11 protein-coding genes and 1 riboswitch are annotated in these 12,854 nt (G+C 62.5%); of the genes, 10 read left to right on the top strand and 1 reads right to left on the bottom strand.

Translation table 11 applies throughout. The features are described from left to right. The first annotated feature begins 98 nt into the window (after window positions 1-98). The 6 genes from QX041_RS25960 to hyi all read left to right on the top strand — a co-directional run bounded on the left by QX041_RS25960 (window position 99) and on the right by hyi (window position 9,274). The gene (locus QX041_RS25960; RefSeq protein WP_316167005.1) at window positions 99-2,240 is read left to right on the top strand and encodes an acetate--CoA ligase family protein; all 2,142 of its coding nucleotides are present in this window, start codon (window positions 99-101) and stop codon (window positions 2,238-2,240) included. A 126-nt stretch (window positions 2,241-2,366) separates the two neighbouring features. Beyond that, window positions 2,367-3,191: an IclR family transcriptional regulator gene (locus tag QX041_RS25955; RefSeq protein WP_316167003.1), complete on the top strand. Its 825-nt coding sequence runs from the start codon at window positions 2,367-2,369 to the stop codon at window positions 3,189-3,191. A 281-nt stretch (window positions 3,192-3,472) separates the two neighbouring features. Further along, on the top strand, window positions 3,473-4,483 hold the full coding sequence (locus QX041_RS25950; protein WP_315828563.1) for a hypothetical protein: 1,011 nt from the start codon (window positions 3,473-3,475) through the stop codon (window positions 4,481-4,483). A 203-nt stretch (window positions 4,484-4,686) separates the two neighbouring features. Further along, window positions 4,687-6,489: an adenine deaminase gene (locus QX041_RS25945; protein WP_316167001.1), complete on the top strand. Its 1,803-nt coding sequence runs from the start codon at window positions 4,687-4,689 to the stop codon at window positions 6,487-6,489. 171 nt (window positions 6,490-6,660) lie between these two features. Beyond that, on the top strand, window positions 6,661-8,448 hold the full coding sequence (gene gcl / locus QX041_RS25940) for a glyoxylate carboligase (protein ID WP_316167000.1): 1,788 nt from the start codon (window positions 6,661-6,663) through the stop codon (window positions 8,446-8,448). Window positions 8,449-8,482: 34 nt separating this feature from the next. After that, complete coding sequence (gene hyi, locus QX041_RS25935; RefSeq protein WP_316166999.1) at window positions 8,483-9,274, top strand: hydroxypyruvate isomerase; 792 nt, start codon at window positions 8,483-8,485, stop codon at window positions 9,272-9,274. A gap of 143 nt (window positions 9,275-9,417) precedes the next feature. On the opposite strand, the gene QX041_RS25930 is transcribed toward hyi, so the two are convergent. Then, window positions 9,418-9,897, bottom strand: coding sequence for an energy transducer TonB (locus QX041_RS25930; RefSeq protein WP_316166997.1), 480 nt, complete (start codon window positions 9,895-9,897; stop codon window positions 9,418-9,420). 189 nt (window positions 9,898-10,086) lie between these two features. Beyond that, window positions 10,087-10,196, top strand: a riboswitch (SAM-I-IV-variant riboswitch). 45 nt (window positions 10,197-10,241) lie between these two features. On the opposite strand from QX041_RS25930, the gene QX041_RS25925 reads away from it, so the two are divergent. The 4 genes from QX041_RS25925 (at window position 10,242) to arr (ending at window position 12,834) form a co-directional block, all read left to right on the top strand. Beyond that, window positions 10,242-10,712, top strand: a complete 471-nt coding sequence (locus QX041_RS25925) for a GNAT family N-acetyltransferase (RefSeq protein WP_316166996.1) — start codon at window positions 10,242-10,244, stop codon at window positions 10,710-10,712. 319 nt (window positions 10,713-11,031) lie between these two features. Next, a complete protein-coding gene (locus QX041_RS25920) occupies window positions 11,032-11,394 on the top strand; it encodes a hypothetical protein (RefSeq protein ID WP_316166994.1) in 363 nt (120 codons plus the stop codon). Window positions 11,395-11,665: 271 nt separating this feature from the next. Continuing rightward, the gene (locus tag QX041_RS25915) at window positions 11,666-12,298 is read left to right on the top strand and encodes a glutathione S-transferase family protein (RefSeq protein WP_316167229.1); all 633 of its coding nucleotides are present in this window, start codon (window positions 11,666-11,668) and stop codon (window positions 12,296-12,298) included. Window positions 12,299-12,420: 122 nt separating this feature from the next. After that, a complete protein-coding gene (arr, locus tag QX041_RS25910) occupies window positions 12,421-12,834 on the top strand; it encodes an NAD(+)--rifampin ADP-ribosyltransferase (protein WP_316166993.1) in 414 nt (137 codons plus the stop codon). Window positions 12,835-12,854: the final 20 nt, after the last annotated feature.

Here is a 12,854-nt window from a genome sequence, read left to right as displayed (position 1 = left end):
CTTTTTCAGCGTGTCCACATCTTCGTCGCGCTTGACAAAGTTTGCGTCTGGCATACCAAATGCCATAAACGACCAGCAATCCCCAGGAGGAAGCCCCGATGTCTGACGCCATCCCGAATGCCAAGGCCACGATCCGAGACGTTCTCGATCGTGTGAAGGCGGATAAACGCACCAGCCTCACCGCGCCCGAAGGCAAGATCGTGTGCGACGCCTACGGCATTCCGGTGCCGAAGGAGGGCCTGGCGAAGTCCGCGGCCGAAGCGGCCAAGCTCGCGGGCGACATGGGTTTTCCGGTCGTGATGAAGATCGTTTCGCCGGACATTCTGCATAAGACGGAAGCCGGCGGCGTCATTGTCGGCGTCAAGACCGCCGACGATGCGAAGACAGCGTATGAGACCATTCTCGCGAATGCGAAGAAGTACAAGGCCGACGCCAAGATCGAAGGCATCCAGGTGCAGCAGATGCTGACCGGCGGTACCGAGGTGATCGTCGGTTCGATCACCGACGGCTCGTTCGGCAAGCTGGTGGCCTTTGGCCTCGGCGGCGTGTTGGTCGAGGTGCTGAAGGATGTGACATTCCGCCTCGCCCCCGCGACCAAGGACGACGCGCTGTCGATGCTCGACGGCATCCAGGCCCACGAAATGTTGAAGGGCGTGCGCGGCGGCGATGCCGTCAGCCGCGAGGCGCTGGCGGACGTCATCGTCAAGGTGTCGAAGCTGGTCAGCGATTTCCCTGAAATCGTCGAGCTCGACCTCAATCCGGTGTTCGCGACCAAGACCGGCGCGATTGCGGCCGACGTCCGCATCGTCGTCGATTTCGACTACAAGCCCCGTCCGGCGCCGCGCTCGAACGAGGAAATCGTCACCGCGATGAACCGCATCATGAAGCCGCAGGCGGTCGCCGTGATCGGCGCCTCCGCCGAGGACGGCAAGATCGGCAACTCGGTGATGAAGAACCTGATCAACGGCGGCTACAAGGGCCAGATCTACCCGATCCACCCGAAGGCCTCCGAGATCCTCGGCTACAAGGCCTACAAGAGCGTCAAGGACGTGCCCGGCGTGATCGACACCGCGGTGTTCGCGATCCCCGCCAAGTTCGTCGCCGGCGCGCTGACCGAATGCGGCGAGAAGCAGATCCCCGGCGCAGTGCTGATTCCGTCGGGCTTTGCCGAGGCCAATGAGCCCGAGCTGCAGGCCGAGATCGTCGAGATCGGCAAGAAGTACAATGTCCGCCTGATGGGGCCGAACATCTACGGCTTCTACTACACGCCGGCCAATCTCTGCGCGACCTTCTGCACCGCCTACGACGTCAAGGGCCACGCGGCGCTGTCGTCGCAGTCGGGCGGCATCGGCATGGCCATCATCGGTTTTTCGCGCTCGGCGAAAATGGGTGTGTCGGCCATCGTGGGCCTCGGCAACAAGTCCGATATCGACGAGGACGATCTGCTCGCCTTCTTCGAGCAGGACCCCAACACCAACCTGATCGCGCAGCACTGCGAGGACCTCAAGGACGGCCGCGCCTTTGCGGAAGCCGCCAAGCGCGTCTCCAAGAAGAAGCCGGTCATCGTGCTCAAGGCTGGCCGCACGTCTGCTGGCGCCAAGGCGGCCTCGTCGCACACCGGCGCGCTCGCCGGCAACGACAAGATCTACGAGGACGTGCTGAAGCAGTCGGGCGTGATCCGCGCCCGCAGCCTGCGCCAGCTGCTCGAATTCGCTCGCGGCGTGCCGGTGCTGCCGACGCCGAAGGGTGAGAACGTCCTCATCATCACCGGCGCCGGCGGCTCGGGCGTGCTGCTCTCCGACGCCGTCGTCGACAACGGCCTATCGCTGATGACCATGCCGGCCGACCTCGATGCCGCCTTCCGCAAGTTCATCCCGCCGTTCGGTGCCGCCGGCAACCCGGTCGACATCACCGGCGGCGAGCCGCCGATCACCTATGTGAACACGGTCAAGCTCGGCCTGTCGGACGACCGCATCGACGCGCTGATCCTCGGCTACTGGCACACGATCGTGACCCCGCCGATGGTGTTCGCCCGCAACATGGTCGAGGTGAAGAAGGAGATGGAGGCCAAGGGCTTCGTCAAGCCGATCGTCGCCTCGCTCGCCGGCGACGTCGAGGTCGAGGAGGCCGCCGAATATCTCTACCAGAACGGCATCCCGGCCTATGCCTATTCGACCGAGCTGCCGGTCGAGGTGCTCGGCGCCAAGTACAAGTGGGCGCGCGGCGCGGGCCTGCTCTAAGTCAAATCGATGCGAATGCCGCTCCGGCGTCCCGCCGGGGCGGCACTTTCTTTGATAGCGTGACGAAGCAAGATCCGTCCGTCCGACAACGGCGCCGCCTGTGAGGGCGGTGCAGAGAGGCGCCACGTGATCCGTCGCAAGACGATCGAGCCACGCGCGGATGCTGCGGCCGAACCCCGCGACGGCGGCGTGCAATCCGTCGGCCGCGCGCTCCAGATCCTGGAGCTTCTCGCCGAAGACGACGAAGGCTATCGCCTCAGCGATCTCGCCGTCCGTGCCGGGCTTTCGACCTCGACCGTTCATCGCCTGCTGACCACGCTCGAGAAGCGCCGCTTCGTCCAGTTCGACCGCATGGAATCGAAATGGCACGTCGGCGCGCAGAGCTTTGCCGTCGGCGCGACCTTCACGCGTCGGCGCAATTTCGTCGCGCTGGCGATTCCCTATCTGCGAAGGCTGCGCGACCAGTCGCGCGAGACCGCCAATCTCGCCGTCGTCGACGATGAATCGCTGATGGTGCTGCTGCGGCTGGACAGCCGCGAGATCATGCGCTCGCTGACCAAGGTCGGGGGCCGCCTCCCGATGGTTGCGTCCGGCATGGGCAAGGCGGTGCTTGCGACCTATTCCGACGACGACGTCAATGCGATCATCCACCGCCAGGGCATGCCGCGCCTGACCGAGAAGTCGATCATCCGCGCCAGCGACCTGTTCCGCGAGTTGGAGACCATCCGCCGCCAGGGCTACGCCGTCGACGACGAGGAAGCCCGCCTCGGCCTGCGCTGCATCGCCGCCGTCGTTCACGATTCCTGCCGCGAGCCGCTGGCCGCGATCTCGGTGTCCGGCCTGGCGAGCCGGTTGACGGAGGAGCGGGTGCCGGTGGTCGGGGGCATGGTGCGGGATATTGCCGCGGAGTTGACAGCGGCGCTCGGTGGGGCTGCCGTCCAGCGGCAATGAGGGTCGACAGGCCGATGACTGAGCCCACATCGTGTCGACAATCCTCGTCGTCACTCCGGAGTATGGCCAAAAATTCGGCATATGGGGGAAAGGAAGTCACTAACTAAGCCGAAAGTCTATTCAGAATCGGGGCCATGAATTTGGGGTGATCTAGTCGGGCCCAATCGCAAGGGCGAAAATCATCCCAGCGAAATTGTGGGGATAAGTTGAACAAACATAGATAATCAACTTGGTGTTGCGCTAATTACTTGACCACAATTGCTCTTTTAAGGGGGGAGGGCATGCGTCTCGTTTTTATTGCACCGCTGATATTTCTGTCTGGCTGCGCCGGTTTAGCGGAGCAGCTAACAAATTCGCAGACGGCTTCCGATCGGCTGCGATCGCAACTCGGAGCTGACATCGACCTTCAGGGAGCATTGCGGCGCAATATCGCGCGCAAAAATGCTGAGCTGGAATTCATATCGTACGGCACCTACTCGTGCGGTCCAGATAGCGCCGACTATAAAAAGGTGACCGTGTACACCGATATCACGCCAAAAATTGCGCGCGAACAAGCCGTAGTAATTGCGGCGGTAAAGAAGAAGAAATTAGAGTACCTCCGCAACAAGTACGCGGACTTCGAAACGATCGTAGCGTACGGAGAAGCTTTGTCGGCGCTCACCAAAGCCCGGGATGAGCGTGTCAAGGCATACGCAAATCTGAAGAAATTGATTGCGGCATATCAAGGGTTTGTTCCGAGCGAATTTGCTCTAGTGCTAAAGGTCATGAATGATGCTGTTGGTCTCGCGCAAATTGGCGACCAATACGCATTCCAAGTTGCTGTCATAAAGACCGCGGCCTTCGCGGAAGAGCCTTTGAAGAAGGCAAGAGAGAAGGTCTTATCCAAAGCATTGTTGAAGGACTTGACGGATGACGAAGCGCAGGCGTTCAAGGAGTGGGAGTCTTGCGCGCTAGACCGCTTGTTCTTCTATCGTGAATACAACCCCTCTATGCCTCCGTCTTATCTTGAACGAAAGGGCTTGATTGAGAACACTGCAGGCGAGACTAGGTCGCCGACGCTCTTGTTCGCAGCAGAATACAAGTCCTATCTCGATGAGCGCGAAGCATTTGTCGCGCGCCGTTCTGATTACGTCGGTTTGCTTGATGCAATTATTGAACAGAATGCGGCTCTTGCTCATCTTCCTGCGGGGGCATCGTTCAACCAATTCTTGGAAACTTTGACCCAGATTGGCAGCGACGCGGCGAGCGCTAAGGAGCAGTACAATATTCTAAGGGTCGACACTAGGACCTAACTGAGGAAGTGCTTCATTCCTCGAAGATGAGAATGCTTCGATTGAAGAAGGCCTACGGTCGGCGCAGCGGTAGCGAGGGGAGGGCAGGCCTCGCCCAGCTGCCCAAACCGTGATCGGGGAGATGGCCTATTTGGACTTGCAGTCGGGCGCGCCGCACGTGAGCATCGTGGCGGATCACCCGAACACGTCCAGCGAGTTGTGCCATGTCCAAACTCACCCGCTTCTCGGTCGCCCCTTTGCACAGTATGACGCGGCGCCTCGCCGACGTCGCCTCCGGCCGTGTCGCGCCGGATCTCGTGATCACCGGGGCGCGTGTGCTGTCGACCTATTCGGAGCGCATTCTCCCCGGCCGCGAGCTGTGGATCACCGGCGGGCGCGTGGCCGCGGTGAAGCCGGCCGGCGCCCACAAGGCGCTTCCCGGCGGCTTCGCCATCTACGACGCGGCCGGCGGCATCATCGCGCCGGGGCTGGTCGATCCGCACATCCACATCGAATCCTCGATGGTGACGGCCTGCGCCTATGCCGAGGCTGCGCTGCTCAACGGCACCACGACGATCTTCTGCGACAGCCACGAGATCGGCAACGTCATGGACGTCGCCGGCGTTGAGGCGATGCTGGAGGATGCGCGGCAGGCGCCGCTGTCGATCTTCCTCACCGTGCCCTCGACCGTGCCGGCGACCTCGGCGGCGCTGGAGACGGCGGGCGGCGATCTCACGCCGGACAAGATCGCCGGCCTGTTCGATCGCTGGCCGGAGGCGGTCGCGCTCGGCGAGAAGATGGATTTCGTGCCGGTCTGCATGGGCGACGAGCGCAGCCATGCCATCCTTGCGGCGGCTTTGCAGCGCGGACGGCCGGTGTCCGGGCATGTCTATGGCCGCGAGTTCGTCGCGGCCTATGCCGCGAGCGGCGTCACCGATACGCATGAGGCGATCGACCGCGACATCGCCGACGACCTGCTCGATGCCGGCGTCTGGATCTTTCTGCGCGGTGGTCCGCCGACGACGCCGTGGCACAGCCTGCCGCAGGCGATCCGCACCGTCACCGAGCTCGGCGCCTCGCACAAGCGCACCGCCGTGTGCACCGACGATCGCGATGCCGATGATCTCATGCTGTTCGGCCTCGACTGGGTGGTGCGCGAGGCGGTGAAGGCGGGGATGTCGCCGGAGCAGGCGTGGTCGATGGGCTCGCTGCACGGCGCGACGCGCTTTGCGATGGATGGCGAGATCGGCGGTCTCGGCGGTGGCCGCCGCGCCGATCTGGTGCTGCTCGACGACGGCCTGAAGCCGCAATCGACCTGGTATGGCGGCGAGCTGGTGGTGGACAAAGGCAAGATCACGCCGCGTCTCGATCAGGCGCTGTCGCAGCGCTATCAGTACCCGAAGGCGGCCTATGCCACGGTGAAGCTGCCGGCCAAGGTGACGCTGACGCCGGAGCTGCCCACCAAGGCCTGCACCGTCAATGCGATCAAGACGGCGCTGCCCGGCATCACGCTGATCCACGACAAGGTCGCGATCGAGCCGGCCAACGATTGGGAGACGCTGTTTGCGCGCTACGGTCTCTGCTTCGTCGCCGTGATCGAGCGCCACGGCAAGTCGGCCGGCAATGTCGCGCACGGGCTCTTGAAGGACTTCGGCCTCAAGCGCGGCGCCGTCGCCTCCAGCGTCGGCCATGACAGCCACAACATCATCGTCGCCGGCACCAACGAGGCCGACATGCAGGCCGCCGTCGCCGCGATCGGCGCGCAGCAGGGCGGCGTCTGCGTCGTGGCCGACGGCAAGGTGCGGGCGATGGTTCCATTGCCGATCGCCGGCCTGTTGTCGGACAAGCGCGTCACCGAGGTCGCCGAGGAGGTGAAGCTGCTCAAGAAGGAATGGGCGGAAGCCGGCTGCACCATTCCCTACATGGGCTTCAATTTGATTCCTCTATCGGTCATTCCGGAAATTCGTATCACCGACAAGGGCCTCGTGCTGGTGCCGCAGATGGAGCTTGCGCCGCTGTTCGAATAGCACCATCGAACCGTCATGCTGTTAGGACATGTCAGCTGTTTGTCGTCCTAACTAACTGAGGCCACCCGTGTTTTGCCGAGCGTGCCGTATCGTGGGAAAAATCGACGACTGAATTGAGATCGCAGCCGTCAGCAGCGATCCTCGCGCATCAACCAAAAGAGGAAGCGCGAGATGGCGAAGATGCGGGCGATCGATGCTGCGGTGCGAATCTTGGAGAAGGAAGGCGTCACCTGCGCCTTCGGCGTTCCCGGCGCCGCGATCAATCCGCTGTATTCCGCGCTGCAACGGCGCGGCTCGATCCGGCACATTCTCGCCCGCCACGTCGAGGGCGCCTCGCACATGGCCGAGGGCTACACCCGCGCCAAGGCCGGCAACATCGGCGTGTGCATCGGCACCTCGGGCCCGGCCGGCACCGACATGATCACCGGGCTCTATTCGGCGATCGCAGACTCCATTCCGATCCTCTGCATTACCGGCCAGGCGCCGCGCGCGCGGCTCCACAAGGAGGATTTCCAGGCCGTCGACATCGAGCAGATCGCCAAGCCCGTGACCAAGTGGGCGGTGACGGTGCGCGAGCCCGGCCTCGTCCCGCGGGTGTTCAGCCAGGCGTTCCACATCATGCGCTCGGGCCGTCCGGGCCCGGTGCTGATCGACCTGCCGCTCGACGTGCAGCTCGCCGAGATCGAGTTCGACGACGAGACCTATGCGCCGCTGCCGGTCTACAAGCCCGCGGCGAGCCGCAAGCAGATCGAGAAGGCGCTGGAGATGCTCAATGCCGCGGAGCGGCCGCTGATCGTCGCCGGCGGCGGCATCATCAACGCCGATGCCAGCGAACTCCTCGTGACGTTCGCCGAAACCGTGAACGTTCCTGTCGTGCCGACCCTGATGGGCTGGGGCGCCATTCCCGACGATCATGTGCTGATGGCCGGCATGGTCGGCCTGCAGACCAGCCATCGCTATGGCAACGCCAATTTCCTGGAGTCCGATTTCGTGCTCGGCATCGGCAACCGCTGGGCCAACCGCCACACCGGATCGATCGAGACCTACACCAAGGGTCGCAGCTTCGTGCATGTCGACATTGAGCCGACCCAGATCGGCCGCGTGTTCAATCCCGATCTCGGCATCGTCTCGGACGCCAAGGCGGCGCTCGAGCTGTTCATCACCGTCGCGCGCGAGTGGCGCAAGGCGGGCAGACTGCGCGAGCGGCAGGCGTGGCCGGCGGCGTGCCAGGATCGCAAGCGCACGATGCTCCGGCGCAGCGATTTCGACCAGGTGCCGATCAAGCCGCAGCGCGTCTATCATGAGATGAACAAGGCGTTCGGCCGCGACACCTGCTATGTCAGCGTCATCGGCCTGTCGCAGATCGGCGGCGCCCAGTTCCTCAGCGTCAACCATCCGCGCCACTGGATCAATGCGGGGCAGGCGGGGCCGCTCGGCTGGACCCTGCCGGCCGCGCTCGGCGTCCGCGCCGCCGATCCCAGGCGCGAGATCGTCGCGCTCTCCGGCGACTACGACTTCCAGTTCCTGATCGAGGAGCTCGCGGTCGGCGCGCAGTTCAACCTGCCTTACATCCACGTCGTCGTGAACAATGCCTATCTCGGCCTCATACGTCAGGCGCAACGCGGCTTCTCGATGGACTATCAGGTGCAGCTCTCGTTCGAGAACATCAACGCGCCGGAGGTCGGCGGCTATGGCGTCGACCACGTCGCGGTCGCGCAGGGCCTCGGCTGCAAGGCGATCCGCGTCACCGACCCGCGCCAGGCGCAGGCTGCGTTCGCGACCGCGCGCGAATGGATGGCGGAATACCAGGTGCCTGTCGTGGTCGAGTTCGTGCTCGAACGCGTCACCAACATCGCGATGGGCACCGAGATCGACAACGTCGTGGAGTTCGAGGAGGTGCTCGATCTGCCGGTCGACGAGACGCCGGCCGAGCCGGCGCGCACCTTGCAACCGGCCTGACCGCAGCCATCGCACTCAGTCGAGGACCCATGACATGCCGCGTTTTGCCGCCAACCTCACGATGCTGTTCAACGAGCTGCCGTTCCTCGACCGCTTCGCGGCCGCCAAGGCGGCCGGCTTCGGCGGCGTCGAATATCTGTTCCCGTATGATTTCGACAAGGCCGAGCTGCGCGAGCAGCTCGCGCGTCACGGGCTGACGCAGGTGCTGCACAATCTGCCCGCCGGCAATTGGGCCGCGGGCGAGCGCGGCATCGCCATCCTGCCGGATCGTGTCGATGAATTCCGCGACGGCGTTCGCCGCGCCATCGAGTATGCGAAGGCGCTGGATTGCCGCCAGCTCAACTGCCTCGTCGGCATTGCGCCCGACGATGCCGATCCGCGCGAGCTCAACCAGGTGCTGGTCCGCAACCTGCGCTTCGCCGCGACCGCGCTGAAGGCGCAGGGGATCAAGCTGCTGATCGAGCCGATCAACACACTCGACATTCCCGGCTTTGTCCTCAACCGCACGGCACAAGCGCTTCAGCTGATCTCGGAGGTCGAGTCCGACAATCTGTTCGTCCAGTACGACATCTACCACATGCAGATCATGGAGGGCGATCTCGCCCGCACGATGCAGAAGCATCTCGCCCGCATCGCCCACATCCAACTCGCCGACAATCCCGGCCGCCACGAGCCGGGCACCGGCGAGATCAACTACGCCTTCTTGTTCCGCCATCTCGACACGATCGGCTATTCCGGCTGGATCGGCTGCGAGTACAAGCCGCAGACGACGACCGCGGAGGGACTTGGCTGGCTGACGGACCGGGCGATCGTTCCCGCGAACTGAGTTTACTACGTGCCATTCAGCCCGGGTTGGCCGCCGAGGAAGATGCCGCCGCTCCGGTCCCTTCACGCGAGGCTTATGGATTGCATCGAGCGCAACAGGATGGCGCAGCTTCAGTGTTGTAGCGCGTGAGTTTCACTCACGCCTTAGCAGCCACGACAGATGCCGTGAATTTTTGTGTCAATCTTCTTCTGCTCGTCGACCCACTCGGCAGGCCATTGTCCGCCTGCCCAAGGCAACTGCTTCCTGTTGGCAAAGTTGATGGGTACCGTAAAGGTGAAGCTATCGTCGCTCATCTCTGCGGGCGGCTCCGGAAATGGTTCCGCTCGCTCAATCATACTTAGGGCCGCCGTATCGAGTAGTTCGGAGCCGGCGCTTTCCACCAGTTCTCTGGAAATCAGTTTCCCCTGCCGATCAATGACAAACTTGACCTTGGCCGTGCCACTTTGACCGGCCGCCCCTGGCGGAAACGTTCTCTTGCTCACTAGCAGTATTACAATCTTCTTTTTCCACGCTTCGCGAGCGCTTGCCTGAGCGCCGACACTTTCTGTTTGCGCATATGAGAAAGACGCCGAAGCCAGTAGCAGTACGAACAGACCGGCCAGCGAAGGACTTCTAGCGTTCATAGGGAGATTTCATCACACGCGAAGATAATTCACAACCAAAAATTGCCGGTATGGCGCAGTTGCGCGAAGCGCCCGTCTCGTACGTCGCCAGCGTCGGCTGAAAAGGTCCGCGTTGGGCCAGGAGCGGCCGCGCGTTGTTCCTCAAACTGGGGCGTGCTTGCCAAGCTCGATAGTGCCCGCTATCGTCAACTCCAACATCAAGAGTTGGGCCGACGCCCAGCGCCAACCTGCTCCCCGAGCAAGGTGGCTTTCTTCCTTCGGAAGAAGATGTGGCCGGTCCGGCAACTAAACGGGACAAGCCACCACGGCGTCATGCGCTCCTCTCTTCGAAGAAGGGGACGAGAATGACTGTCGATAGAATCGAAATTGAGCCGGCCGATGCAAGGTCCCAGGACCTGATTGACCTCGTAACCGCGCTGGACGATTTCTTAAACAAGGTCTGCGGGGTGGAAAGGAATCACGGCTCTCCAATTGATCGGCTAGCGCACGACGACACGCAAATGTTTATCGCGCGGATTGCCGGACAAGCCGTTGGCTGTGCGGGGCTGCAGGTGTTCGCGGATGGTACCGGAGAGGTGAAGCGCATGTATGTCGTCACCGAGGTTCGGACAACTGGAATAGGCAGCAGGCTCTTGACGCGCGTCGTGGAAGCGGCACTGATCGCCAAGCTGCCGGTTCTGCGGTTGGAAACCACGGAATTTCTTCCCGATGCCCAGAGGCTCTATCGGGCGAAGGGGTTCGTTCCGGGCCCAGCGTATGGCCCTTACGTTTCCAACCCGATCAATTTGTACTTCGAGAGATGGCTGACGAAATGATCGTCGAGGGCGATGTGCCGACAAGGAATAGATGATCAAGTCTGCTCTTAGATTGCTCAAATTCCCATAGCGCTTGCCGCGCCACCCCGCTCAACATGCGCGGTTTCCTCCCTTGGAGGCCTTCGGACGCCGGCCGCCCGAATATGCCGCGCCGCCAATCATGCGGCCGGCATCCGAAACCCTTCACAACAGGCGACATTGCTGCGCTGGCTTGGTATGCTGATTGAAGTTTTCGAAGCGGTGCCTGCGGAAATGGGGGTGTGGTTTGGAAGAACGGAACAGAATACTCTTGTTCGGCGGCACCAAGGGCGAGACGGCCATGTTCATGCTGTTTGACGAAAGCGATCATGCGCGCGCGCATTGTCGCCTTCGGTGCGAATATCGAGATAAGATCATTGAAAGCACTGCAACCGACTTCTTCCAAGCTCTCTGCGATGTTCGCAATCTATTAGCTCAAGATGGTCTCATCCCACTTTGCTACGGAGCAAGCCTGAACGTATATCCTTCAGGAATGGCGAGGGATATGGGGCAGGGCCTCAAGGCCTACAAGATGACGATGGGGCGGCACGCGCGAAGGGAAGACCTCGTCGATATATTTTCCGAAGGTCCCGATGTAGTACCTGCTTCAGTTGCCGCACAAGAGCAGTTTTGGCGTGACTGGCTCGTGTCACCGCGCACCTAGGCGTAAGTTCCGGTACGGGTCAAATGCAACCATTGAGGACCTTGGTCGCCTGCCTCCGGTCGAGACCTGAAAGCGAGCCGAGCTTTCATCTGTTTGGACGGTTCGGGACGAACAGCCGACATCTTTAATGCGTCTTTTCATCTTCGATTTTGACCACCATGTGCTGCGCTAGGCCGGCGCCCGAGGAGCCGCGGAAAAAATCTCCGGTTGCTTGTCGGCCTGGCCAACGGAGAATCGTCCTCGGAACGGACAACCGAGGGCATTGCGAGCGATGATCACTGTGTACGGAGAGGGCAGAGGCTTCCGCGTCGTCTGGTTGCTGGAAGAGATGGACCTCCCATACCGGCTGCGGGATGTGGATCTCCTGGCCGGGGTCGAGAACGACGCCGAGTTCCTGACGATCAATCCCGCCGGATTCATTCCGGCGATCCGCGATGGCGACGTCACGATGGTCGAGTCCGTTGCGATCATGGAGTACATCTTGGGGCGGTATGGGCCGACGGCGCTGGCGCCCGCGGCACATGATGTTGCTTTTCCTGCCTATCAGCAGTTTCTCCACCTCGGTGAGGCGGGCCTCGCAGCCTCGCTTTATTTCGTTTCGGGAGCCCGGCACCTTGCGCCTGAAAGCGAGTGCAACAACTGGAGCGCGCGGCAGGCGATGGACGTGTTCACGACCCGATTGAGCCTGGTGACGCGACGGCTGGAGCGCGGGCCATACATGGCCGGCGATGCGTTCACCGCGGCGGACATTTCGGTGGGCTACGCGCTCGAGATGGCGCGGAAGAACGTCGGTGTGGTGTTCGGTGATGCGGAGCAAGCATACATGACCCGGCTGCGAGTCCGCGCCGGCTACCAGCGGGCGCTGGAGACGTGCCAGGCCACGCGGCGCTGGTGGACCAGCTAGGTTGCGGAACGAGAGAGGCGAGTAGGTCGCCGACAATGTCTTCAACAGACGAAACGATCATTTGCATTCGACCGTCGCTCCGCGGCAGATGACGAGTGCTGGAAACCCATCCGAGGTCACCGATGTCATCTGTTGCGACCGTGTTTGCGCAATCGTTCTTCCACGGCACGCGCGCTGATTTGCGGCCGGGCGATCTGATCGCTGTCGGGTATCCGTCCAATTTCACCGACGCGGAGCCGCTGTCCTGGGTCTACTTCACGGCCACGCTGGATGCGGCGATCTGGGGCGCCGAGTTGGCTGCCGGTGACGGACGGGGACGGATCTACGTCGTCGAGCCCACAGGTCCGTTCGTTGACGACCCGAACCTGACGGACAAGAAGTTCCCGGGAAATCCGACGCGGTCTCATCGATCCCGCGCGCCGCTGCGCGTCATTGCCGAGGTCGTTCATTGGCAGGGGCACGCGCCGGATGTGGTGAGGCAGATGAAGGAGGGCGTTGCGCGCGCAATGACCGAAGGGCCGGGCATCATCGACTGAACGGCGCGGCGGCATCGCAC

The organism is Bradyrhizobium sp. SZCCHNRI2009, assembly GCF_032485115.1.
In the GTDB taxonomy this organism is placed as follows: Bacteria; Pseudomonadota; Alphaproteobacteria; order Rhizobiales; family Xanthobacteraceae; genus Bradyrhizobium.
This window is presented reverse-complemented; position numbering and strand designations above follow the sequence as displayed.

What these genes read in the sequence shown, in the direction of transcription:
- QX041_RS25960 (WP_316167005.1), top strand. Translation starts at nt 99, where the DNA reads ATGTCTGACGCCATCCCGAATGCCAAGGCCACGATCCGAGACGTTCTC.
- QX041_RS25950 (WP_315828563.1), top strand. Translation starts at nt 3,473, where the DNA reads ATGCGTCTCGTTTTTATTGCACCGCTGATATTTCTGTCTGGCTGCGCC.
- QX041_RS25945 (WP_316167001.1), top strand. Translation starts at nt 4,687, where the DNA reads ATGTCCAAACTCACCCGCTTCTCGGTCGCCCCTTTGCACAGTATGACG.
- gcl (WP_316167000.1), top strand. Translation starts at nt 6,661, where the DNA reads ATGGCGAAGATGCGGGCGATCGATGCTGCGGTGCGAATCTTGGAGAAG.
- hyi (WP_316166999.1), top strand. Translation starts at nt 8,483, where the DNA reads ATGCCGCGTTTTGCCGCCAACCTCACGATGCTGTTCAACGAGCTGCCG.
- QX041_RS25930 (WP_316166997.1), bottom strand. Translation starts at nt 9,897, where the DNA reads ATGAACGCTAGAAGTCCTTCGCTGGCCGGTCTGTTCGTACTGCTACTG.
- QX041_RS25925 (WP_316166996.1), top strand. Translation starts at nt 10,242, where the DNA reads ATGACTGTCGATAGAATCGAAATTGAGCCGGCCGATGCAAGGTCCCAG.
- QX041_RS25920 (WP_316166994.1), top strand. Translation starts at nt 11,032, where the DNA reads ATGTTCATGCTGTTTGACGAAAGCGATCATGCGCGCGCGCATTGTCGC.
- QX041_RS25915 (WP_316167229.1), top strand. Translation starts at nt 11,666, where the DNA reads ATGATCACTGTGTACGGAGAGGGCAGAGGCTTCCGCGTCGTCTGGTTG.
- arr (WP_316166993.1), top strand. Translation starts at nt 12,421, where the DNA reads ATGTCATCTGTTGCGACCGTGTTTGCGCAATCGTTCTTCCACGGCACG.